This is a genomic window from Caulobacter sp. Root655, assembly GCF_001427665.1.
In the GTDB taxonomy this organism is placed as follows: domain Bacteria; phylum Pseudomonadota; class Alphaproteobacteria; order Caulobacterales; family Caulobacteraceae; genus Caulobacter.
Genome location: NZ_LMHC01000022.1, coordinates 34,908 through 58,247, shown reverse-complemented (window position 1 = coordinate 58,247; position 23,340 = coordinate 34,908). Strand labels below are relative to the sequence as shown.

Sequence of the window (23,340 nt, the reverse complement as noted above, 5' to 3'; positions counted from 1 at the left end):
AGCGTTTCGGATCATGGCCCAATACGACGGCTGAACCTGGGCCCCGGCCTTCGCCGGGGAAACGGAATGATGTGGGCGGTTCAGTTCAAAATCATCACGCTCCAGGCACCGTCGCTCTCACTCGACCTTCGCGGCGACAAGGCCTAGCCTTGTCGCCGCGACGCGTTTTCGGGGACGGCATGGACCAGGGTTTCAGCGGCGAAGACCTCTCGCGGGTGATCTACCTGCTGCTCTATCTGCTCGTGGCCGTCATCGGTCTGCGCGGCATGTCCCGACGCGACCGCCGCGTCGGCGGCCAATCGGCGCCGGCCCGACCTGGCGTGCGGGGGTGGATGGACGCCAATCCCTGGGCGGTCGGCGGCGCGGTCTGGGCGTTCATCATCTGGGGCCTGCTGGCCGCGCGCCTGTGGTGGCTGGGCCAGCCCGGTCCGGCCTGGGTGACCTTGCCGCTGACGGTGCTGGGCGGCCTGGGCTTTGGGTGGGTCCTGTCGCGGTTCGGTCGTCCGCGCTAGCCAGAGCGGGTTTGCTGAATCGCGCTTCTCATTTCCCCGTTTCCCCGACGAAGGTCGGGGCCCAGGTGAAACCCACGAGCCGCTCAGGATGAATCTGGGTCCCGGCCTTCGCCGGGAAAACGGAGGTGAGAGTGAGGCGCTTCCCTGTAAGGCCGCGTTAGCTAGGCCGCCGCCATGTCGCCCGTGGTGCGGCGCATGCGCCAGAAGCGGATGGTGCGCAGGGCGGCGTCGCGGGGCAGGGCGGCGTAGAGCTCGCCATAGCTCTTGGCCTTGCCCATGGCGTTGTCGTTGGGGTCGAGGATCAGCAGGGCGAAGGTCAGGAACAGGGCGCGGTCGAAGTCGGCCGCCCGGCAGATCACGGCAAGGGCGTCGAGCTCGCGGCGCTCGATGATCTTGCGGGCGGTGTGGAAATCGACGTCGGCCAGTTCGGCCAGGGCCACCAGGAACTGGGTGGTCTTGTTGGCGCGCAGCATCGAGACCAGGGCCTGGGGCGTGACCGCGCCGCGGGCCTTCATCGCCACGACCGCCGCGACCGCCGCGTCGTAGTCCGGCGGCAGGGCGCCGTCGCGGGCGGCGACGCGGTTGCGGCCGGCCTTCAGGGCCGCTTCGAGGGTGGCCGGATCGACATGGGCGTTGCGCTCCATGATCCGGTCGCGCAGCCGCGCCTCGGCCACGAAGTACATCTCGTTGAGCAGGTCGATAGGCAGGGCCTGGCGGTCGATCACCGCCTCGTGCAGCGCGGGATTGGCCGCCGCGCGGTCAACCGCCGCCTCGTGGGCTTCGCGCGACAGCACCGCGCCCTCGTTGCGCAGCAGCACGCCCAGGGTGGTGTCGTCGCCGCGCTCGACGATGGCGTCGGAGACGATGGCGGGCACCGTCGGACGTTGCGAGATGGCGCGCAGGTGGTCCTGGCCCTGGGTGCGGGCCACGTGCAGCAGGTCGGCCTCGCTGAGCTGTGGCGCGCCCTGGAGGATCGGGCGGGCGACGGCGATGCTGTCGCTGGCCAGGGCGCGGGTCAGGGCGGGCGGCGCATTGGCGCTCGCGCCCAGCCGCTCGGCCAGCTCGATCCTGACGGCCTCTTCCATCTCGCCGGCCAACTGACCCAGGACGTCGTCGAACAGGCCCATCTCGACGTCGCCGTGGTTTTCGCCGGCGAAGAACAGGTCGGTGACGCCACGCAGCAGCTCGCGCCGACGCGAGCTTGAAGGCTCATCGGCCAGGGCGATGAGGTCGTGAAGACGCGATTGGATCAAAGGGCCTGGTCCCGGGTCTTGGCGCGGCGGGCCGCGCTGCTGTCGTCGTCGTCGCCATCGCCGTTCACGCCGGCCGCCAGCCAATCGGCCGAGCCGTGCTGGGGGACGGCGTCCTTGGCTTCCGGCGGCGGCTCGCTGGCGGTGATCAGTACGCGGGTGTCGGGACCCGCGGGCGGGATGACGTCGGGCGTCAGGCCATACTCACGGCCGACCGAATAGAACCGCGCGCCGGCCGCGCCGGTGTTCACGGCGGCGACCTGCCGGGGCTGGGGCGGCGGAGGTGGGGTGGGCGCCGCGACGGGCTGGCGAGCGGTCGGCTGGGCTTGGAGGGGAGCGGACGCCGGCGTGTTGGTCGAAGGGGCGGCCGCGACGCGGGAACTGCGGTAGTTGGACCAGTCGACGGTCGGCGTCGGCGTGGCCGGGGCGTAGGCCACCGGCGACGGGCGGGGCGCGGCCGGTTGTGGCGCGGTCGGCTGGGCGGCGCGCGGCGCGGCGTACAGGCTGGTCGGCGGGGCCGGGGCGGCCGCTGGCGGCGGCGGCGCGTAGGCGGACGAGACGGGCGTGGCCTGATAACCGGCCCAACCGGCGATCGGCGTCGGTCGCGTCGGCGCGGAGGCTTGCGGGTCGGGAAGGACGGGCGAGGCCTGGCGCTTGCCGGCCCAGCCCAGCATGGGGCCATCGTAACGGACGGTCGCCGTGGCGACGGCGACGGCCGCCTGGCGCGGGGTGGTCGGGCCGTAGCGGCTTTCGCGCGGGCCTGGCGCGCGCGAGTCCTCGGCGTGCGCCTGGACGGCGACGCTGATCAGCACGGCGAGGACGACGACGAGACGCATGAACCGATCCGGAAGAGAGCGGGGTCCCTCGATTCATACGCAAGTCCGCTTAACCTTGGCCTAACGCGACACAACTTTAGGGGTTGGCTCTGGAACCAAGGCCTATCGGCCGCGCCACCAGGCCAGCAGGCGGCGTTCGACTAGGGTCATGAGCGCGTGCAGGGCCACGCCGAGGATCGCCAGCATGGCCAGGGCGGCGAACACCCGGGCGGTCTGCAGGCGGGTGGACGACTCCAGGATCCGCCAGGCCAGGCCCTGGCTGCCGCCCGAGCCGGCCACGAACTCGGCGACCACCGCCCCGACCACCGCCAGGCCGGCCGCCACCTTGTGGCCTTCCAGCAGGGCGGGGACGGCCGACGGCAGGCGCAGCCGCCACAGGCGCTGGACGCGGCGCGCGCCATAGAGGTCGAACAGCCGGGCCAGGTCCGGATCCACCGCCTTGAGGCCGGTCAGGGCGCCCGAAAAGATCGGGAAGAAGGCGGCGACGGCGGCCAGGGCGACCACGGCCCGCTGCGGATGCTCGATGCCGGCCCAGATGGTCATCAGCGGCCCGATGGCGACCAGGGGCGTGACCTGCAGGGTGACGGCCACCGGGCGAACGGCGTCCTCCAGCGTGGGGTTCAGGCTGACCAGCAGGGCCAGGCCGCAGGCGGTCAGGCTGGCGGCGGCCAGGCCGATCAGGGCGGTCGACAGGGTGTTCCAGGCGCTGGCCAGCAGCACCGGCCAGCCCTGGGCCAGGGCGAGGCCGATCGCCGAGGGCGTGGGCAGCAGATAGACCGGCACGTCCAAGGCGCGGCAGGCCAGCTCCCAGGCGCCCAGCAGCAGGATGATGAGGAGGAGGGGGGCGAGGAGTTTCATGACGAAGTCCTCCCCCTGTGGGGGAGGTGTCGGCGCAGCCGACGGAGGGGGGAGTTCGCGGCGTCGGCCGCCAGCAGGACGGACCTTTCCAGGCTCCCCCCACCGGCCTTCGGCCGCCTCCCCCACGGGGGGAGGATCTGATGAAGCGCGGTCATGCCGCCACCCCCACGCCACGCGCCAACACCCGCGACACCGCCTCCGCCGTCTCGCGGAACGCGGCCGTCGTCCGGAAACCCGGCGGACGGACCGTGGGGCCGCCGACGATGATCTCGCCGGCGATGCGGCCGGGGCCGGGGCTCATCACCACGACGCGCCCCGCCATGTAGACGGCCTCCTCGACATTGTGGGTGACGAACACCACGGCCGGCGACAACTCGCCGACCAGGGTCAGGACGTCGTCGGCCAGGGCCCGGCGAGTGATCTCGTCCAGGGCCGCGAACGGCTCGTCCAGCAGCAGCAGGCGAGGGCGGGTGACCAGGGCGCGGGCCAGCGAGGCGCGCATGGCCATGCCGCCGGAAAGCTGGGCGGGGCGGGCGGCTTCGGCGCTGGCCAGTCCGACCTTGCCCAGCGCTTCGATCGCCTGGGCGCGGGCCGCGCGGGCGGGCGTTCCCGCCAGTTCCAGCGGCAGGGCCACATTGGCCGCCGCGCTCATCCACGGGGCCAGGGTCGGGGCCTGGAACACCACCGAGGTCTCGCCCCGGCCGGCGGCCCGGGTCACGGTTCCGCGCGTCGGCGTCTCCAGCCCGGCCAGCAGCCGCAGGGCCGTGGACTTGCCGCAGCCCGACGGCCCGACCAGGGCGACGATCTCGCCGGCGTCCAGCGACAGGTCGATGGGGCCGAGCGCCCGGCCACGACCGGGGTAGTCGACCTCGACCTGTTGGAGGCTCCCGATGCTCAAAGGTTGTCATCCCGGCCGTAGCGAAGCGAAGAGCCGGGACCCAGGGGCCGTGCGCACCGCCCCTGGGTCCCGGACAGCCTCTGCGAGGCTTCCGGGATGACAACCGTTGTTGATGCGGAAGAAGTTGATCCGATCACTTCGGCAGGAAGTCCAGGCTGTAGGCCCGCTTGTAGTCCATGTCCCTGGGGTAGACGCCCTGTTCGGAGGCCACCTTGAAGAACTCGGCCCAGCGGGCGTCGGTCATGTCGCCGACCTTGGCGCGCGGGACGATGCCATAGGACCGCATCTTCTCGCGGGCCTGGTCGAGCAGGTCCTGGGTCATTTCCGGATTGTCCTTGCGGATCAGGGCGTCGCCGGGGGCCGGATCGCCGTAGAGATAGGACGTCCAGCCGGCCGCCGTGGCCTCGACGAAGGCCTTCACCGCCGCCGGGTTCTTGGCCAGCAGGGCGTCGGGGACCAGGGCGAACGAGGCGTAGGCCGGGTAGCCGTCGTCGGCCAGCAGGAACACCGCCGGCTTCACCCCCGCCTCCTTCTCGATCAGGTAGGGCTCCGAGGTGGCGTAGCCCTGCTGGATCACCCGCTTGTCGGCCAGGAACGGGGCGGTCGAGTAGTTGTACTTGCGCACCTGGGCGTCGGTGAAGCCGTGCTTGGCCTTCAGCCAGACCCAGAAGGCGGTGACCGAGGCGTCCGACAGCAGGATCGGGCGGCCCTTCATGTCGGCGATGCTCTCGACGCCCTGGCCTGGGTGGGCGATCAGCACCTGCGGGTCCTTGTCCATGAAGGCGGCGACGGCTTTGACCGGGATCTTCTCCTTGGCCAGGTTCAGCACGATGAAGCTGTTGGAGCCGACCCCGACATCGACCGCGCCGGTGGCCAGAAGTTGGGGCACGTTCACGCCCGGGCCGCCCTGGATCAGGGTGACGTCGAGGCCGCGCCTCTTGTATTCGCCGGTGGCCAGAGCCTGGTAGTAGCCGCCCAGCTCGGCCTGCGCCTTCCAGTCGGTGGCCAGCTTCAGGGCCGTGCGGCCAGGCGCCTCGACCGGCGTCTTGGCCGGCGAGCAGGCGGCCATCACGGCGCAGAGGGCCAGGGCGGCCAGGCGCATGAGCTTCATCATCGTCTCCCCGAATAGCCGAGGGAGGTTAGTGGGCGAGGGCGGGGGAGGGAAGCCCAGTTCCTCCCCCTGTGGGGGAGGCGGCCGAAGGCCGGTGGGGGGAGTTTGCCGAGGTTGGAGACTACTCCCCCCACCGTCGGCTACGCCGACACCTCCCCCATGGGGGGAGGACTTCTACTTCCGCGCCAGCCAACGGCTGACCTTGGCGTAGAGCACCTCCCGCTGCACCGGCTTGGCCACGTGGTCGACCATGCCGGCGGCGTAGCAGCGCTCGACCTGCTGGGGCAGGGCGTCGGCGCTCATGGCGATGATCGGGATCTCGCCGGCCCCGTTTCCGAAGGCCCGGATGGCCCGGGTGGCGGCCAGGCCGTCCATCTCCGGCATGTGGATGTCCATCAGGATGATGTCGAAGCCGCCGCGACTGGCCATCTCGACGGCCTGACGGCCGTTTTCGGCGGTCTCGACCCGGCAGCCGACCAGGGTCAGCAGCGCCATGCCGATCTCGCGGTTCATCGGATGGTCGTCGACCAGCAGGATGCGCGCCGCGCCCGGCTCGGCGGCCGGCCTGGGTTCGCCGGTGTCATAGGCCTCGACCTGGGGGGCGCCCAGTTCGATCCAGAAGGCCGAGCCGTGGCCCGGGGCGCTGTCGACGCCGATCCTGCCGCCCATCAGGTCGACCAGCGCCTTGCTGATCGCCAGTCCCAGGCCCGCTCCGCCATGGGGGCGGCTGGCCGAGCCCTCGACCTGGCTGAAGCGCTGGAACAGCCGGCCCTGCCGCTCGAGGGCGATGCCGAGCCCGCTGTCGACGATCTCGAACCGCAGCCGGTCTTCGATGTCGCCGGGCTCGACGGTCAGGCAGGCGCGGATCCGCCCGACCTCGGTGAACTTCACGGCGTTGCCCAGCAGGTGCAGCAGCACCTGGCGCAGCCGCAGGCCGTCCAGGTCGTGCAGCCCGCCGACCGGGTCGTTGACCTCGACCTCGATCGTCAGGCTCCGGGCCTGCGCCTCGGAGCGGATGATGCCGACCGCGTCATGCAGCACCGCCGCCGCCGAGGTCGGCTGGAACAGCAGCTCCACCTGGCCGGCCTCGACCCGCGAGAAGTCGAGGATGTCGTTGACCACGGTCAGCAGCGCCTTGCCGGCGGTGTCGATCAGGCCCAGTTGCCGGTGGGCGTCGGGCGGCAGGTCCGCCCGTTCGGCCAGCAATTGGGAGAAGCCGAGCACGCTGTTCAACGGCGTGCGGATCTCGTGGCTCATGGTGGCCAGGAACTCGGTCTTGGCCTCGCTGGCGGCCAGGGCGCGGGCCCGGGCGGCGCGGCTCAGCTGCTCGCGGCGCACCAGCAGGCGGCGCAGCCGTTCCTGCTGGGCCAGGGCCAGGCCGGCCGCCAGGGTGGTGACGAACAGCACGCCGACGAAGCTCTGCACGATCCGGTTCTGCTGAGCCTGTGGCCAGCTGGTGTCGATCTGGTCGGTCCACAGGCCTTGCACCGTCAGCGGGATGGCGACGCAGGCGACGATCATCGAGGCCTGGGCCGCGCCGCGCGGACCCAGCCGGAAGGTCGTCAGCAGGGCGACGGGAAACAGCAGGAAGGGCAGGGGCACGCCCTTGGCGTAGAAGACGGTCGTCGTCAGCGCCGCGATCAGGGCGTAGAGGCTGAGCCGTTCGCTCAGCTTGCGCTGGAAGGCGCGGCGGTGCTCGCCGTCCAGCAGCACCAGCACGGCGGGCAGCACGATCGACATGCCCAGCACGCCGCACAGGAACCAGTCCGCCAGCACCGTCACGAAGGTCTGGCCGTAGGCCAGGGCCAGCACCGCCGCGCAGACCAGGGCCATCACGAAGGTGACCGGCGCGGTCAGGGTGGTCAGCAGGGCCAGCTGCCGCATGGTCCGCACGCGCGGGGGACCGCCGAAGAAGCGCCGGGTCACGGCCCAGACCAGGAAGGCCTCGCCGATATCGACGGTGGTGTAGAGGACGACGCGACCGAGGCTGTCGCCGACCAGCAGGTCGATCGTCACGTGGGTCAGCACGGCCACGAAGGTCAGGGCGATGCGGCGCGGGCGGTCCAGCACCAGCAGGCCGGCCGCCAGCAGGGCGTTCGACGGCCACAGGGTGGCGATGCCTTCGGCGTTGCGGGTCAGGAAATCGCTGAACGCCTGGCTGGCCACCAGCGACACGGCCAGAACGATCAGGAGCCTGTCCTGTCGCCGTTGCTCCTGATGGGCGACGTTGGCCTGCATGCTGATCCCGTTCCCCGGACGGGTGGAATACGCCGAACTATCGAGTTGAGTTTCTTCGGTATTCAACGCTGTGACGCTTTGCCGCATCCTTAAGCCGAGAGCAATCACGTCAGGGTTGCGATTTGTCCCTGAAGGCGTCGGCCCGGCTTCTCCAGGCGTCGATTCTGGCCATCAGGGGCGTGGCGGTCACGCCATGGACCAGGATCGAGCACAGCACCACGAAGCCGGTGATCGCCCACAGCCGGCCCCAGTTGTGGAACTCGCCGTGATTGAGGCCATAGGCCAGGTAGTAGAACGAACCGATCCCGCGGATGCCGAAGAAGGCGACCAGCGCCCGCTCGCGCCGGGAGTGGGGCGCGCCGATCAGGCCGATCCAACCGGCCAGCGGCCGGACAACGAAAACAAGAACAAGCCCGAAGGCGATTTCCCTCCAGGTCAGGGAGTCCAGCAAGCCGCCGGCCACCGCCCCGCCCAGCAGCACCAGGACCAGCATCATCAGCAGGTGCTCCACCTGTTCGGCGAAGTCGTGCATGGCTTCGTGGAAGGCGTGGTCGCGCTCGGTCTCGCGCAGGGCCAGGGCCGAGACGAACACCGCCAGGAAGCCGTAGCCGTGGGCCGCCTCGGCGACGCCATAGGCGATCAGGGTCGCCCCCAGCGCCACCAGGCCGTCGCCGGTGCCGGATATCCGGGCGTGCGGGGCCTTGAAGGTCGCCCAGCCCAGGACCCGGCCGACCGCCCAGCCGACCCCTATCCCGGCCGCCACCCGCCACAGCACGTCGACGCCCAGCCAGTGGGTCAGCAGGCCGCCGTTCGCGGTCCCGCCGGCCACGGCGACGGCCACGGCCAGATGGACGAAGGGGAAGGCGAAGCCGTCGTTCAGCCCCGCCTCGGCGGTCAGGGCGAACCGCGTCTCGCCATGGTCGCCGGCTCTCGGCGGCCCGACCTGGACGTCCGAGGCCAGCACCGGGTCGGTGGGGGCCAGGGCCGCGCCCAGCAGCAGGGCCGACGCCAGGCCCAGGCCCAGGCCGTGCACGCCCATCAGGGTCACGGCCAGGATGCTCAACGGCATGGTGACGGCGATCAGCCGCCAGGCCGAGCTCCAGCGCCGCCAGCCCAGCCGCCGGTCGATCTTCAGTCCCGCCCCCATCAGCGAGACGATGACCACGATCTCGGTCAGGCGCTCGGTGAGGGTGGAGAACCGCACGGGGTCGGGGCGGAAGGACAGGGCGCCGCCGTGGAACGCGACCACGCCGATCAGCACGCAGAGAATGGCCAGCGATAGCGGCAACCGGCTCAACGCCATCGGCAGCCAGGCCACCAGCAGCACGACCACGCCCAGGCCGAGCAGGAAGAGCAGGTAGGGATCGAACATCCCCTCCCTAACGCGTGAGGACCGGCAAGGACGCCAAAAAGGGCGTGCGAAAGGGGCGTGCGGAGCGAACCGAGGGGGGCGTCAGGGCGTTGTGTGCGGCGAAGGAGTCTTCATGGACAAGCTTTTCGCCAGGTTCGCCAACGCCACCGCGCGCGTCACCGGCAGCCCGCCGGCCTTCATCCTCTGCGTGCTGCTGGTCGTGACCTGGGCCGTCACGGGGCCGATCTTCAAATTCTCGCAGAGCTGGCAACTGGTGATCAACACCGGCACGACCATCATCACCTTCCTGATGGTGTTCCTGATCCAGAACACCCAGAATCGCGACGGCGAAGCGGTGCAGACCAAGCTGGACGAGCTGATCCTGACCTCGGACGCCGAAAACCAGTTCATCGGCATCGAGAAGCTGACGGAAAAGGAACTGGCGGCGATGCATGCCCGCTGCGCCGAGCACGCCAAGGTCGCCCAGGACCGGCTCGACAAGGTCAGCGCCGAGCGGGAAGCCCGGACCAAATCCAGGGCCTCGCCCCGGACCAAGCGCTCCCCGGTCAAGCGCCCGCCGGCCAGGAATGCGCCGGCGCGGCGGGTGAAGACGTCCTGACCGACCATCTCAACGTCGTCATCCCCCGCTTTATGCGGGGGACCCAAGCGGCGTTTCAGAAACGCGCTTGGCCAGCGCGGCTTGGGTCCCCCGAACAAGTCGGGGGATGACGGCTGTGAGGTGGGCGGCGGCGCCTACTTCTTCTCCAGCAGCAGCGTGCCCTGCTTCTTGACCTGGCCGGTGATCTTGCCGGCGATCATGCCCAGCAGGCCGGGCAGGACCAGGTCCATGCGCACCGACTGGTCCAGCACGAACAGGGCGCCGGAGATCGACTGGCCCATGGCCTTGGCCGAGAAGTTCAGGACGTCGCCATTCCAGCTCTTCTCGACGTCCTTGATGACGCCGCCCGCCTGGCCGATCAACTGACCGAACCCGTCCTCGATGCGGCGGCGCGCCTCGGCGGCGCCCAGCTGGTGGGGAATGGTGATGGTGATCGGCTGGCTCATGCGTGTGGGGCTCCGGATGCGGGGTGAACGCCCCAGGGCGATATATGGGTGCGAAGCGGCGACATCCATACGTCCGGATTTGACGTAGGTGGGGTCAATGGTTGGGACGTCCACGGAGGAAGCCCATGACCGACATCGCCATGCCCAGCCTGTTCCAAGCCTCGCTCCGCCCCGCCGCGCGGCGGATGGCGCGTCCCGGCCGTCCCACCGGCCTAGTTGGCGCCGTGAACTACGGCGGCGTGCTGCTGGTCTGGCTGGCGCTGCTGGTCGTGCGTCCGACCCTCGCCCTGCGGGTGTTCCGCGAACGCCGCGCCGACTCGCCGATCCGGCGTTTCCGGCGCTGATCAGGTCTCGCCAAAACGCTTGATCGGTGAGATGGGCTTGGCATGCGCCGCACCGTCTCGATCGCCCATGTCAGCCACCGCCTGAAGGCCCCGTTCCGCATCTCGCGCGGGGTCAAGACCGCCGCCGAGGTGGTGGTGGTCGAGATCGTCGAGGACGGCCTGATCGGCCGGGGCGAGAGCGTGCCCTACGCCCGCTACGACGAGACCGTCGACAGCGTGATCGCCCAGCTCCAACCCGCCGCCCAAGCCCTGCGCGACGGCGCGACGCCGCACGAGGCCCTGGCCCTGCTGCCGGCCGGCGCGGCCCGCAACGCCCTGGACTGCGCCCTCTGGGACCTGCGGGCCCGGCGCGAGGGCCTCAGCGTCGAGGCCCTGACCGCCCTGCCGGTTCCCGACACCTTGATCACCGCCGTGACCGTCAGCCTGGACACGCCCGAGGCCATGGCCGCCGCGACCCTGGCCGTGGCCGCCGCCCCGCTGATCAAGGTCAAGCTGTCGGCGGAGGGCCCAGCCGCCCGGCTGCTGGCCGTCGCCAAGGCCGCGCCTCACGCCCGGCTGATCGTCGACCCCAACGAGGGCTGGGACTTCGCCATTCTCGACGGGCTGAAGCCGATCCTGTCGGACCTGAACATCGCCCTGGTCGAGCAGCCCCTGCCGGCCGGCGAGGACATGGCGCTCGAAGGCTACGACCCGCCCTATCCGATCTGCGCCGACGAGTCGGTGCACGTGGCGCGGGACCTGGCGGCCTTGCGCGGCCGCTACCGCGCCGTGAACCTCAAGCTCGACAAGGCGGGAGGCCTCAGCGAGGCCCTGCTGATGCTGGAGGAGGCCCGCAACCACGGCTTCACCCTGATGGTCGGCTGCATGGTGGCCTCGTCCCTGGCCATCGCTCCGGCCCTGCACCTGGCGGGGTCGTGCGCGTTCGCCGATCTGGACGGACCATGGTGGCTGGCCGTGGATCACCCGGGCGGGGCGCGGGTGGCGGACGGGCGGATGACCCGGCCGGCGCCGGGGTTCTGGGGGGATGGGATCACGGCGACGGGGCTGTGGCTCTAGGGGCGGCGTGACGGTAAACCTTGAAGGCCGTTTTCGGCGAGCGCTCTGCGTCCTTCGAGGCTTCGCTACGCTACGCACCTCAGGATGAGGAGCGTAATGGCTGAATTCCTCATCCTGAGGCGCCCTCCAGAGGAGGGCCTCGAAGGACGCACGGCGCTTCCATCCCAAACCGGCCAACTGCCCACGGCTCCCAGGGACGGCGTGACGGCGCCTTGACCTCGGCGCCGTCTGGGCATGCTGTGGGCGGCATCGACACCGGAACCGTCGCATGACCGAGATCGTCGCCGACACCCCGCCGCTCGAAGAGACGCGCCGACCCAAGGGCCCGCTGGACTTCTGGTTCGGCATCCCGCTGTGGCGGCGGATCCTGGCCGCCCTCGTGCTGGGCGCCGTGGTCGGCTACTTCTGGGGCGAGGGGGCGACCAGCATCAAGTGGATCGGCGACATCTTCGTGCGGTTGATCCGGATGATCGTCGCGCCGCTGGTGTTCATGATCATCGCCTCGGGCGTGGCTCAACTGGGCGACGCCCGGCGGCTGGGCAGCATCGGCGTCAAGACCATCGCCATGTATGTGCTGACCACCCTGGTGGCGGTGAGCATCGGCCTGACCCTGGCCACGCTGATGGCTCCGGGGATCGGCGCCAACCTGCAGAACGTCGCCCCCCAGGCGGTCAACCCACCCAAGGCGGTGGGCGAGCTGTTCATCGGCATCGTGCCGCTGAACCCGATCAAGGCCATCGCCGAGGGCGAGACCCTGGCGATCATCTTCTTCGCCATGCTGGTCGGGGCCGGGGTGATCGTCGCCGGCAAGGACGGCGAACCGGTGGCCAAGCTCCTGGCCTCGGGCACCGAAGTCATGCTGCGCATCGTCGGCTTCGTCATGGAGGTCGCCCCGTTCGGAGTGTTCGCCCTGATCGCGGTGGTGATGGGGACCAACGGTCCGGCCACCTTCGTCAATGTCGCCCAGCTGGCGGTCTGCGTACTGATCGGGGCGATCATCCAGACCCTGGTCACCCATGGCCTGGTGGTGCGGCTGCTGGCCTGGTTGCCGCTGATCCCTTTCTATCGCGGCTGCATGGACGCCATTCTGGTGGGTTTCTCCACCTCGTCCAGCTCGGCGACCCTGCCCGTGGCGATCCGGGTGGCCGAGGAGAATTTGGGCATCAAGCCGTCGATCTCGTCGACCGTCCTGCCCCTGGGGGCGACCATCGGCATGGACGGCACGGCGATGTACGTGGCCATGCTGACCATGTTCGCCGCCCAGGCGTTCGGCGTGCCCCTGACCCTGACCGACTACCTGCTGGTCGCCCTGACCACCACCATCGTCGCCATGGGCGTGGCGCCGGTGCCCTCGGGTTCGCTGTTCGTGCTGGCCGCGGTGCTGGCCTCGATCGGTATCGGGGCCGAGCAGACGGCGATCATCGTCGGTTTCATTCTGCCCTTCGACCGCATCCTCGACATGATCCGCACCGTGCCCAACGTCACCTGCGACCTGTCGATCGCCACGGCCGTCGCGCGCTGGGAGAAGGAGATCGACGTGGCGGAATACCTGTCGAAGAAGGACGTTTGAGGGAATTTCGTGGGAGGCAGGGCGCGATCCCTTGGAAATATAGGTCTTGTTGTGCGGGCGGCGTAAAATCATGGAACAGGCGACGCGCGCCGTTCTCCGGCCGCGCGAACCGGTCTAGTCATCGCCGGCGCTCCCCACGCGAGGACTTCCATGCCCTTCGACCAGCCCCCTCCCGTCGAACAGGTGATCGTCACCGCAGCGCGCCTGCCGCCCTCGGCGGCCGAGGCGGCGTTCTCGGTGGTTCACCTGAGCGAGGGCGACCTGGTCCGCAGCCAGCGGGTGGACGAGGCGGTGGCCCAGACGCCCGGCGTCTCGCTGTTTCGCCGCACCTCCAGCCTGTCGGCCAACCCGACCACCCAGGGGATCAGCCTGCGGGCCATCGCTCCCTCGGGCGCGGGACGGACCCTGGTGACCCTGGACGGCGTGCCGCTCAACGACCCGTTCGGCGGCTGGGTGATCTGGTCGCAACTGGCGCCGGAATCCCTGACCGGGATCGACATCGTGCGCGGGGCCGGCGCCGGCCCCTACGGCGCCGGCGCCCTGACCGGGGTCATCGGTCTTCGGGAACGGGACTCGGGCATAGCCGCCGACGTCTCGGCCGGCGAGCTGGGCAGCCAGCGCGCCTCGGCGGCGGCGGTCTCGACCCTGGGACGGCTCGAGTTCTTCGGGGCGGCGTCCTACGACAAGTCCGACGGCTACGTGCCGGTGCGCGGCGACCGCCGGGGCGCGGCCGACACCCGGACCGACCTGGAGGCCAAGAGCATCGCCGGCCGCGTCGACATGGCCACGACCTTGGGCCTGCTGTCGCTGCGCGGCGGCTTCTTCGAAGAGGATCGCGGCGCCGGCCTGGCCGGGGCGCGGGCCAACGCCTCGGGCAACGTGTTCAGCGCCACCCTGGTCAAGGCCCCGCGCGGCGCGGCCCTGGGCTGGCGGTTGCAGGCCTGGCGGCGGACCAGCGACCTGTTCAACACCTCGGTCGCGGTGGCGGCCGACCGTTCCACCACCACCCTGGCCAACAGCCAGGACAAGACCCCGGCCACGGGCAAGGGCGCGAACGTCGCCTTGCGTCGCAAGGTCGGCGGGTTGGAGTGGGAGCTGGGGGCGGACGCACGCTTCAACGACGGCGAGGAACGCGAGCGGCTCTATCGACTGGGCGTCCTCAATGCCTACCGTGTCGCCGGCGGCCAGACCTCGGTGGTCGGGGCCCATGCCGACGGCTCCTGGACGACGGGCCCGTGGCTGGTGGCCGGCGGCCTGCGGCTGGACCACTGGGAGAACACCGACAGCCATCGTGTCGAGCGCAACGCGGCGACCGGGGCGATCACCCTGGACGCGCACCCAGCCGACCGCGACGGCGACGTGGTCAGCGGCCGCCTGGGCGTGAAGCGTGAACTGGCCAACGACGTCGTCCTGCGCGCCTCCGGCTACACCGGCTTCCGGCCGGCCTCGCTGAACGAACTGCATCGCCCGTTCCGGGTCGGCAACGACGTCACCGAAGCCAACGCCACCCTGAAGCCCGAGCGGCTGCAGGGCTTCGAACTGGGCGTCTCGCGCAAGGGCGACAAGGGCCTGGTCGAGGCCACGGCGTTCTGGAACCGCATCGAGGATCCGATCACCAACGTCACCCTGAGCGGTACGCTGCGCCAGCGCCAGAACGCCGGCGAGATTAACGCGGTCGGCCTGGAGGGCAGGGCCGAGCGTAAGGTCGGGGCCGTGACCCTGACCTCGGCCCTGTCGGTCACCGACGCCCGGGTCGATGGCGGTTCGGACGCCCCGCAATTGACCGGCAAGCGCCCGGCCCAGGCCCCGATCTGGAGCGCCACGGCGGGGCTGTCGGCACAGCTGACCGACAAGCTGACCCTGGCGACCGACCTGACCTATGAGGGCAAGCGGTTCGAGGACGACCTCAACAGCCGGATGCTCGACCCGGCCTACCGCCTCGACGCCCGGCTCGACTGGCGCGTGCGGCCGCTGGTGACGGCCTATGTGGCGGGGGACAACCTGCTGGACGCCAACATCCAGACCTCGCGGACGGCGGACGGCGTGGCGGGATACGCCGCGCCGAGGATCGTGCGGGTGGGGGTGCGGGTGGCGCTTTAAGCCTCAATGCAGCGCAAAAGCCCGTCATCCCCCGCTTTATGCGGGGGACCCAAGCGGCGGTTCAGTTGATACGCAGAATGAGGCCGCCGGCTCGGCTTGGGTCCCCCGAACAAGTCGGGGGATGACGACTGTTTGTGATGAGAAGGTGTCCCTCACCGCACCGGCTTGCCTTCGAACACCACCCTCGCCCCCTTGACCACCGCCGCCCCCAGCTCCGCCGCGTCCCAGTTGGTCAACCGCACGCAGCCATGCGAGGCTCGCTTGTTGACCAGCCTCGGATCGGGCGTGCCGTGGATGCCGTAGGTGTCCTTGGTCAGGTCGATCCAGGTCGAGCCCACCGGGTTGTTCGGCCCGGGCTTGAGGGTCAGCTTGCCCTTGGGTTTGCCAAAGGTCAGTCGCGACGGGTCGTAGGTGTAGGTCGGGCGCGGGGCGACCGTGTTGACCGCCCATTCGCCGACCGGGGCCGGGCGCTCGGTGCTGCCCACCGTGGCCGGATAGACCGCCAGCAGCCGGTCGTCGTCGGCATAGGCCTTGAGCACGCCCCGGGCGTTGTCGATCGCGATGCGGGTCACCTTGCCGTCCAGGCCCTTGGGACCGAGGGCGACGACCACGATGGTGGCGCCGGCCTGGCCGAAGTCGACGCCGGGGTTCAGCGCCTGGAGCAGCGGCTCGTCCATGTGGAACTTCTCGGCCAGGGCCTCCAGCGGGCTGGCGTAGGACAGGGCCGGCAGCTTGGCCATGGCCTCGTAGTCGTCCTTGGGGATGGCGGCGACGAACGGGCCGGCGACGTCTTCGGCGGTGATGACATAATCGGTCAGGGCCGGGCCGGAGTCGGCGGCGACCAGGGCGTCCCGGACGGCGGGGCTGAACTTGCCGTCGACGGTCAGGCGGCGGGCCTCCTGGAAGGCGCTGACGGCGATGGCCAGGTTGGAGCCCTCCTGGCCGTCGATGACCCCGGGCGAGAAATGGGCGCGGTCAAGCAGCACCTGGGCGCGGACCAGGACGGCCTGCTTGACCTCCGGCGTCGTGGCGGCGGGATCGAAGGCGGCGGCGTTGACGGCCTGAGCCAGGGGCGAAGGCGCGGCCGGCGCGACGGCGGGTGAGGCCGCGACCACCGGCGGGACGGCCGGAGCCTGGGCGGCGGGTTTCGGCGCTTTCGGCGGCGGGCTTCGGGGCGTCGGGTCCGAGCAAGCGGCGGTGGCCATGACGCAGCCGAGCAGCAGGACGACAGGACGCGGGATCGAAGGCATGAACAACTCCGGGCGGAACGCCTTGCCCTTCTGAAGGCTTCAGCCATGGCGAAGTTCCAAATGCGGCCAAGGAGCCCCGATTGAAGATTCTGCGCCGGCTGATCTGGGTTCTGGGCGTGCTGGCCGCCGCCGCCGCCACCTTCGTCGCGTGGGTGATGTGGCCCGGCGGCGGCTCCCGGGCGCCCTCGCCGCCGCCGGGCGAAAGCGCCGAATACGCCCCGCCCATAGACCAGCACTTCCCGTCCAGCGACCCGCCGTCCAGCCCGACCTTCATTCCGGCCCCGACGGACGGCGGACCGCCCGAGGACTGCCAATCCGGCGGCGCTCCGGCCAGCGCGGCGCCGGTCAACGCCGCGTCGCTGACCACCCTGGTCTGGACGCCGTTCGGGCGTGGCGAGGTCGGCTGGGAGATCTACGCCCCCAAGGTCGCCCACGAGATCGCCACCGCCTGCGGTCCGGGCACGCCGCGCTTCGCCGCGGCCCTGGCGCGCTGGCAGGGCGGGCATGGGCTGAAGCCCACCGGGACCTTCGACCCCGAGACCTTCAAGGCGATGCTGACGCGCTGGCATCGGGCCCGGCCGTTCGCGCGGGTCAATGCCGAGGGCATCTGTCCGGGCGCGCCGCCGGTCTCCGGCCTGGCCACGGCCAGGCCCGAGGAGAGCTATGGCGGCAAGACCATCCAGCTGCGGCCCGGCGCGCTGGACGCCTACCGCCGGATGGTCGCCGAGGCCAAGGCGGCCGGGGTGGCGCGGCGGCCCGAGGCCCTGACCATCTTTTCGGGGTTCCGCGACCCCGCCGCCGACGCCGCCCGCTGCGCCCAGGACAACAACTGCCAGGGCGTGGTGCGGACCATCTGCTCGGCCCACCGCACGGGCCTGGCCATGGACGTCTACATCGCCGCCGCCCCGGGCTTTGGCCCGGACTCCAGCAACGACACCAACCGGCTGATCATGACCCGGTCGGACCTCTACCGCTGGATGGTCGCCAACGCCGGCCGGTTCGGCTTCGTCAACTATCCCTTCGAGCCGTGGCACTGGGAGTGGAACGGCGAGCCGATGCTGCCCGGCGTGCCGATCAGCAGCCTGCCCCAGGCCGGGTCGGGCAATCCGACCGACCCGCTGCTCATTCCGCCCGCAACACCGGGGCCGGGCGCTGGGCCAGCGCCAAGGCCGCCGCCAGCAGGCCGCCCGCCGTCGAAAGTCCCGCCGCGCCGGCCAGCAAAACCATGACCCCGCCCCAGTCGACGCTCCAGCTGGCCTCGAACACCTTGACCACCACCGGCCAGGCGGCGGCGAAGCCCAGGGCGACCCCGGCCGCCCCGGCGATCAGCCCGACCGCGCCATATTCGATGGCGTAGGCCGCCAGGATCTGGCCGCGGGTCGCGCCCAGCACCTTCAAGGTCGCCGCCTCCCGCGCCCGGGCCCGCGCCCCGGCGGCGATCGCCCCGGCCAGCACCAGCAGACCGGCCAGCCCGGCCACCGCCGCCGCCCCGCGCACGGCCAGGGCCAGGCGGTCGAACAGGGCGGCGGCGGCGTCCAGCTGCTCGCGGACGCTGATCACGTTGACGCCCGGAAAGCTCGCGCCGAGCCGGCGGGTCAAAGTGGCCTCGCGGGTCTTGTCCAGCCGGGCGATGGCCACGCCGCGCAGCGCCGCGCCCTCGAGGGCCTTGGTGTCGAGGATCAGGTTGAAGTTGGGCCCGAAGCCGCCGAACTCGATCTTGCGCAGCACGGCGATGCGAGCGTCGATGTCGCGGCCCAGGATGCTCAGGGTGACGGTGTCGCCGACCTTCAGTCCGGCGGCGTCGGCGATCTCGGTGTTCAGCGCCAGCAGGGGCGGACCGGCATAGCCGGGTTTCCACCACCGGCCCGCGACCAGCCCGCCGTCGGTCGGCTCGCCGGCCAGCAGCGACAGGCCGATGTCGTTGTCGAAGGCCCAGCGCTGGCCGGGCTTGATGGCCTGGAGGTCGACCGGCTTGCCCTTCAGGCCGCTGATCCGGCCGGTGGCGAAGGGCATGCGCAAATAGGTCCGGGGCGTCAGCGGGCCCATGGCGCGGGCCACCTCGGCGTCGAAGGCGGTGGCCTGGTCTCCCGGGATCTCGGTGAACACCATGGCCGGAGCCGTGCGCGGCGCGACGCTGGTGACCTGGGCCAGCAGGGCCGACTGGATCAGCACCACGCAGGCCAGCAGGGCCACGCCCAGGCCGATGGCCGGGCTGGCGGTGCGGGCCGCCGAGCGTGGTCCGGCCAGGTTGGCCAGGCCCAGCTTGGCGGGGCCGCTGGCCAGGCGGCGCACCTTGCCGGCGCCCCACGCCGCGAACAGTCCCAGCGCCCACAGCAGGCCGAACGACACGGCGACCCCGGCGATCATGATGCCGGCGGCCAACGGCGTCGGGGCGGTGGCCACGGCCAGGGCGGCCAGGCCCGCGCCGGCCAGCACCGCGCCCAGGGTTTCCAAACCGAGCGGGATGCGTCCACCCAGGCTGCGGCGGAACAGGGCCGAGGGCGGGGTGCGTCTCGCCCGGGCCAGCGGGATCAGCGAGAACGCCGCCGCCGCCAGCAGGCCGAACAGCCCGGCCTTGGCCAGCGGCCAGGGATAGATCGCGAACAGGGCCGGGATCGGCAGGGACGCGCCGGCCAGCCGTCCCAGGACCAGCGGCGCGACGGCCCCGACCACCAGGCCGATGGCCACGCCCAGGGCGGCCAGCAGGCCGATCTGGACGAGGTAGAGGTTGCGGATCAGCGCCCCGTCGGCGCCCAGCGCCTTCAGCACGGCGATCGACGGCTCGCGGGTGGCCAGATAGGCGCTCACCGCCCCCGCCACGCCCAGACCGCCGGCGACCAGCGAGGCCAGGCCGATGAAGCCGAGGAAATATTCCAGCTGGTCGATCAGCCGCCGCGCGCCGGGGGCGGCGTCCAGCCGGTCGCGAGCCTGCAGGCCGACGTCGGGGAAGCGGGAGATAGTCGCCTTGCCCAGGGCGCGCGGGTCCTGGCCGGCGGGCAGGGCGATGCGCACGGTGCGGGTCGACAGGCCGCCGGGCGCCAGCAGGCCCGAGCGCTCCAGCACCTCGCCCCGGACCATGACGCGCGGACCCAGGGCGAAGCCGCGAGACAGGCCGTCGGGCTCGCTGATCAGCACGGCGCGGGCCGCCAGGGTGACGGGGCCGGCCTGGAAACGGTCGCCGAGCTTCAGGTGCAGGCGATCCAGCAGGGCCGGCTCGACCGCCGCGCCCGGCACGCCGTCGCGGTCGGCCAGGGCGGCGGCCACGCTCGTGGCGCCGTCCAGCTTCACCGTCCCGGCCAGGGGAAAGCGGGCGTCGACGCCGCGCAGGCTGATCAGTCGCCGCTCGCCGCTGGGCGCCTGGGCCATGGCCCGCGCGGCGGCGGTGTAGGTGGTGACGCCCAGCTTGCCGAAGGCGGCGCGCTCGGCGGGGGTGAAGTCGCGGTTGTCGACCCCGAACGACAGGTCGCCGCCGAGGATCTCGCGGGCCTGGCTGGCCAGGCCCTGGCGGAAGGCCTCTGCGGTCGAGCCGGCGGCGGCGATGGCGGCGACGCCCAGGGCCAGGCAGGCCAGGAAGATGCGAAAGCCGCGCACGCCGGAGCGCAGTTCGCGGGCCGCCAGTTTCAGAGAGAGGGCGGCCACGCTCAGGCCTCGATCCGGCCGTCGGCCATCCGCACGATCCTGTCCGCGCGCTCGGCCAGCACCGGATCGTGGGTGACCATGACCAGGGCCGAGCCGACCTCGGCGACCAGGGCGAACATCAGGTCGGCCACGGTGGCGGCGGTCTTGGCGTCGAGATTGCCGGTCGGCTCGTCGGCGAACAGCAGGGCGGGCCGCGCGGCCAGGGCGCGGGCCAGGGCCACCCGCTGCTGTTCGCCGCCCGACAACTGGTGCGGATAGTGGGTCAGGCGGGCCGACAGGCCCACGCGGTCCAGCCACTGGCGGGCGGTCGGCAGGGCGTCCCTGGCGCCGGCGATCTCCAGCGGGGTGGCGACGTTCTCCTCGGCGGTCATGTTGGGCAGCAGGTGGAAGGCCTGGAAGACCAGGGCCGCGCGGCCGCGTCGCAGACGGGCCCGGCCGTCCTCGTCCAGCCGGGCCAGGTCCTGGCCGAACAATCGCACCGCGCCGGAGGTCGGCTGCTCCAGACCGGCTCCGACCGCGATCAGCGACGACTTGCCCGAGCCCGATGGCCCGATCACCGCCAGCCGCTCGCCGGGCGTCACCACCAGATCGACGCCCCGCAGGATGTTCACCGGCCCGGCCGCCGAGGGCAGGGTGAGGGTGACGGCGTCGAGGGCGAGGACAGGCGTGGTGACGTCGGTCATGAAACTTCCTGAATTCCCGGCCATTGTCGGAGCGGGACCGAGCCTACATAGGAAGACATGAGCTTCACCGCACCGCGTTTTCTCGATCGCCGTCAGATCCTGATGGGCCTGGTCCTGACCACCCAGATCGCCGCCGCGCCGGCTGTTCCGCCCAAGTCGCCGGTGGTCACGGTGCTGGGCGACTCGATCACCGCCGGCCTGGGCCTGCCAGCCCGCGACGCCATGCCCGCCCAGTTGCAGGCGGCGCTGACCCGCCGGGGCGTCGCGACCGCCGTCCGCGCGGCCGGGGTGTCGGGCGACACCAGCGGCGGCGGCCTGGCCCGGGTCGATTTCAGCGTCGCGCCCGAGACCGCCCTGTGCCTGGTGGCCCTGGGTGGTAACGACCTGCTGCAGGGGATCGAGCCGCGGGTGACCAAGGCCAATCTGGGGGCCATCCTGCGGAAGCTGAAGGCCCGCAAGATCAACGTCATGCTGGTCGGGGTCGGCGCGCCGCCGCTGATCGGGACCGCCTACGCGCGCGAGTTCAACGCCCTCTATCCGGCCCTGTCCCGGGAGTTCGCCGTGCCGCTCTATCCCAACATCCTGGCCGGGGTCGGCGGGCAGCGGGCCCTGATGCAGGGCGACGGCATCCATCCCAACGCGGCGGGGGCGAGGGTCATCGGCGAGCGCCTGGCGCCGTTCGTGGCCCAGGCGTTGCGGGCGGTTCGAGCGGCTTAGGCGACCGTCATTCCAGCTGTCACGACAGCCTTCCAACAACAAAACCTGTCATCCCGGACAACACCGGCGAAAGCCGGGGGCAGATCCGGGACCGCCGGAAGCGCGGCGTTCACGCGTCGGTCCCGGATCGGCGCGCTGCGCGCTTGTCCGGGATGACAACCATTTTGCAAGGGATGACAAATGTGGATGCGTGATCAGGTGAAGAACTTCACCGCCACCAGCACCACGCCCGCGATCCACACCGTCTCGACCACCATCAGCACCACGGGCCGCCAGCCGGCGGTGATCAGGTCCTTGAACGAGGTCTTCATGCCCAGGCCGGCGATGGCGGTGACCAGGCACCAGCGCGAGACCTCGCTGGCCGCGTCGGTGACCGGCTTGGCCAGCCAGCCCAGGCTGTTGATGATCACCAGGGCGGCGAACCCGACCAGGAACAGCGGCACGGTCGGCTTGGCGCCGCCGCTGGCCCCCGGGCCCATGCGGGCGACCACGAAGGCGATGGCGAACACCACCGGCAACAGCATGGTCACCCGCAGCAGTTTCACATAGGTGGCCACGTCGCCGGTGTGCGGCGAGATCATGTAGCCGGCCCCCACCACCTGGGCGACGTCGTGGATGGTGCCGCCCAGGAAGATCCCCGCCCGGGTGTGGTCCAGGCCGAGGGCGGCGGTGATCAGCGGATAGGTGATCATGGCGATGGTCGACAGGGCGGTGACGGTGACCACGGCCAGGATGGTGTCGCGCTCGCTGTCCTTGGTGCGCGGCAACACCGAGGCGATGGCCAGGGCCGCCGAGGCGCCGCAGATGCCGACCGCGCCACCCGACAGCACCCCGAAGCTCCCGCGCAGGCCCATGCGCCTGGACAGCACGGCGCCCAGGGCGATGGTCGAGCCGATGGCGACCACCACGGTGACGATCGGCGTCAGGCCCAGGCCGAGAATCTGGCTGGCGGTGATCCGCGCGCCCAGCAGGGCGACGCCGAAACGAAGGATCGCTTTCGACGAGAACTCGATGCCCGGGATGCAGCGGCCTTCCTGGTGCAGGAAATGGAAGGTCATGCCGAACAGCAGGGCGAACAGCATCACCGGCGCGCCGTAGTGCTGCGACAGCCATGAGGCGGCCAGGGCGATGGTCACCGCCACCAGCACGCCGGGATACAGCTTGATCAGCGCCGCCTGGCCGGGGAACCGCGCCTTGGCCGTGGCCGGCTTGGGCTCGGCCCGCGACAGCCCCTCCATGCCCTCCAGCGATTGGAAGAGCGCCCTGGCGGCGGCGGTGTCGGTGTCGAGATCGGAATGCATGGATAGGACCCTGGGCCGGCGAGTCGCGCCGGTCACGGAGGATCGAGACCCGATGCGCGCGGAAGGGACAAGGGGAAATTGGCCGTGGAAGGGGGAGAACGGCGCCATTCATGGCGCATTTCGGACCGATTTCTGAACGGCGGCTAACCGAGGTCTCACAACGCGTTCAGCCGTCGTCCCGCAAGAAGACCAGCATGGCCGTGAGGATTCACGGCGCGGATTGGAAGTACGACGATGTCAGCATCTCTTCGCGTGATTACGGCGGGCCAACGGGCCGAAGCGGCCGCGAGCGTTCCCGCCAGCCTGAGCCAGCGGGTGGGTCAACTTCAGGCGGAGGCCAAGCGCCTGGCCGGGGAGCACATCGACGCCCTTCGGGCCAACCTGATCCAGACCCAGCAGATCGCCGACGAAATCGCCCGCGGCGGTGACGCCTATCCTCCGGGCGTGCGCGACATCGCCCGCCGCCTTGGCGAGGACTGCGTCGCCAAGGCGCTGATGATCGAAGGGATCATGGCGCGGCTCTAGGGAGCGTCCGGGATGGCCTGGGACTTGTGCGTTTCG

21 protein-coding genes are annotated in these 23,340 nt (G+C 71.2%); 9 read left to right on the top strand and 12 right to left on the bottom strand.

The genetic code is table 11. The features are described from left to right. The first annotated feature begins 179 nt into the window (after positions 1-179). Positions 180-512, top strand: coding sequence for a hypothetical protein (locus ASD79_RS14165; RefSeq protein ID WP_156400505.1), 333 nt, complete (start codon positions 180-182; stop codon positions 510-512). A gap of 161 nt (positions 513-673) precedes the next feature. On the opposite strand, the gene ASD79_RS14160 is transcribed toward ASD79_RS14165, so the two are convergent. From ASD79_RS14160 to ASD79_RS14130, 7 genes are all read right to left on the bottom strand, one after another. Further along, on the bottom strand, positions 674-1,765 hold the full coding sequence (locus tag ASD79_RS14160) for a DUF2336 domain-containing protein (RefSeq protein WP_056722726.1): 1,092 nt from the start codon (positions 1,763-1,765) through the stop codon (positions 674-676). Then, positions 1,762-2,598 carry a hypothetical protein gene (locus ASD79_RS14155; RefSeq protein ID WP_056722723.1) on the bottom strand — a complete coding sequence of 279 codons (837 nt, stop codon included), beginning with the start codon at positions 2,596-2,598 and terminating at the stop codon, positions 1,762-1,764. The genes ASD79_RS14160 and ASD79_RS14155 overlap by 4 nt, the downstream gene beginning before the upstream one ends. Positions 2,599-2,700: 102 nt before the next feature. After that, entirely contained in the window at positions 2,701-3,456 is a 756-nt protein-coding gene (locus ASD79_RS14150; RefSeq protein ID WP_056722720.1) for an ABC transporter permease, read from the bottom strand. Positions 3,457-3,607: 151 nt separating this feature from the next. Continuing rightward, complete coding sequence (locus tag ASD79_RS14145) at positions 3,608-4,354, bottom strand: ABC transporter ATP-binding protein (protein ID WP_056722719.1); 747 nt, start codon at positions 4,352-4,354, stop codon at positions 3,608-3,610. 133 nt (positions 4,355-4,487) lie between these two features. Beyond that, positions 4,488-5,468 (bottom strand): ABC transporter substrate-binding protein, encoded by a 981-nt coding sequence (locus tag ASD79_RS14140; protein WP_056722718.1) that lies wholly within the window; start codon positions 5,466-5,468, stop codon positions 4,488-4,490. A gap of 171 nt (positions 5,469-5,639) precedes the next feature. Then, positions 5,640-7,703: an MASE1 domain-containing protein gene (locus ASD79_RS14135; protein WP_056722715.1), complete on the bottom strand. Its 2,064-nt coding sequence runs from the start codon at positions 7,701-7,703 to the stop codon at positions 5,640-5,642. 109 nt (positions 7,704-7,812) lie between these two features. Then, a complete protein-coding gene (locus ASD79_RS14130; RefSeq protein ID WP_056722713.1) occupies positions 7,813-9,075 on the bottom strand; it encodes a sodium:proton antiporter in 1,263 nt (420 codons plus the stop codon). Between the two features lie 112 nt (positions 9,076-9,187). Here ASD79_RS14130 and ASD79_RS14125 point away from each other — a divergent pair, with 112 nt between their 5' ends. Beyond that, positions 9,188-9,673 carry a low affinity iron permease family protein gene (locus ASD79_RS14125; protein ID WP_056722711.1) on the top strand — a complete coding sequence of 162 codons (486 nt, stop codon included), beginning with the start codon at positions 9,188-9,190 and terminating at the stop codon, positions 9,671-9,673. A gap of 134 nt (positions 9,674-9,807) precedes the next feature. Here the strand turns inward: ASD79_RS14125 and ASD79_RS14120 are convergent, their stop codons facing one another. Next, positions 9,808-10,119 carry a polyhydroxyalkanoic acid system family protein gene (locus tag ASD79_RS14120; protein WP_056722709.1) on the bottom strand — a complete coding sequence of 104 codons (312 nt, stop codon included), beginning with the start codon at positions 10,117-10,119 and terminating at the stop codon, positions 9,808-9,810. A gap of 125 nt (positions 10,120-10,244) precedes the next feature. Here ASD79_RS14120 and didA point away from each other — a divergent pair, with 125 nt between their 5' ends. The 4 genes from didA to ASD79_RS14100 all read left to right on the top strand — a co-directional run bounded on the left by didA (position 10,245) and on the right by ASD79_RS14100 (position 15,189). Beyond that, on the top strand, positions 10,245-10,463 hold the full coding sequence (didA, locus tag ASD79_RS14115) for a DNA damage-induced SOS-independent cell division inhibitor A (protein WP_056722707.1): 219 nt from the start codon (positions 10,245-10,247) through the stop codon (positions 10,461-10,463). Between the two features lie 42 nt (positions 10,464-10,505). Then, entirely contained in the window at positions 10,506-11,519 is a 1,014-nt protein-coding gene (gene dgcA / locus ASD79_RS14110) for an N-acetyl-D-Glu racemase DgcA (protein ID WP_056722705.1), read from the top strand. A 268-nt stretch (positions 11,520-11,787) separates the two neighbouring features. Beyond that, on the top strand, positions 11,788-13,089 hold the full coding sequence (locus tag ASD79_RS14105; protein WP_082584940.1) for a dicarboxylate/amino acid:cation symporter: 1,302 nt from the start codon (positions 11,788-11,790) through the stop codon (positions 13,087-13,089). Positions 13,090-13,239: 150 nt separating this feature from the next. Continuing rightward, positions 13,240-15,189, top strand: a complete 1,950-nt coding sequence (locus ASD79_RS14100; RefSeq protein ID WP_056722703.1) for a TonB-dependent receptor — start codon at positions 13,240-13,242, stop codon at positions 15,187-15,189. A 152-nt stretch (positions 15,190-15,341) separates the two neighbouring features. On the opposite strand, the gene ASD79_RS14095 is transcribed toward ASD79_RS14100, so the two are convergent. Continuing rightward, entirely contained in the window at positions 15,342-16,439 is a 1,098-nt protein-coding gene (locus tag ASD79_RS14095) for a L,D-transpeptidase (protein ID WP_056723022.1), read from the bottom strand. Between the two features lie 80 nt (positions 16,440-16,519). On the opposite strand from ASD79_RS14095, the gene ASD79_RS14090 reads away from it, so the two are divergent. Further along, complete coding sequence (locus ASD79_RS14090; protein ID WP_056722701.1) at positions 16,520-17,668, top strand: D-alanyl-D-alanine carboxypeptidase family protein; 1,149 nt, start codon at positions 16,520-16,522, stop codon at positions 17,666-17,668. Here the strand turns inward: ASD79_RS14090 and ASD79_RS14085 are convergent. Together ASD79_RS14085 and ASD79_RS14080 are read right to left on the bottom strand one after the other, a co-directional pair. Then, the gene (locus ASD79_RS14085; RefSeq protein WP_156400529.1) at positions 17,562-20,084 is read right to left on the bottom strand and encodes an ABC transporter permease; all 2,523 of its coding nucleotides are present in this window, start codon (positions 20,082-20,084) and stop codon (positions 17,562-17,564) included. The genes ASD79_RS14090 and ASD79_RS14085 overlap by 107 nt on opposite strands. Beyond that, positions 20,081-20,761, bottom strand: coding sequence for an ABC transporter ATP-binding protein (locus ASD79_RS14080; RefSeq protein WP_056722697.1), 681 nt, complete (start codon positions 20,759-20,761; stop codon positions 20,081-20,083). Before ASD79_RS14080 ends, ASD79_RS14085 begins: the two co-directional genes overlap by 4 nt. A 57-nt stretch (positions 20,762-20,818) precedes the next feature. Between ASD79_RS14080 and ASD79_RS14075 the strand changes: the two genes are divergently transcribed. Then, positions 20,819-21,478: an arylesterase gene (locus ASD79_RS14075; RefSeq protein ID WP_056722694.1), complete on the top strand. Its 660-nt coding sequence runs from the start codon at positions 20,819-20,821 to the stop codon at positions 21,476-21,478. Positions 21,479-21,672: 194 nt separating this feature from the next. Here the strand turns inward: ASD79_RS14075 and ASD79_RS14070 are convergent, their stop codons facing one another. After that, the gene (locus ASD79_RS14070; protein ID WP_056722692.1) at positions 21,673-22,779 is read right to left on the bottom strand and encodes a YeiH family protein; all 1,107 of its coding nucleotides are present in this window, start codon (positions 22,777-22,779) and stop codon (positions 21,673-21,675) included. Positions 22,780-23,013: 234 nt separating this feature from the next. Between ASD79_RS14070 and ASD79_RS14065 the strand changes: the two genes are divergently transcribed. Continuing rightward, complete coding sequence (locus tag ASD79_RS14065; RefSeq protein ID WP_156400504.1) at positions 23,014-23,304, top strand: hypothetical protein; 291 nt, start codon at positions 23,014-23,016, stop codon at positions 23,302-23,304. Positions 23,305-23,340: the final 36 nt, after the last annotated feature.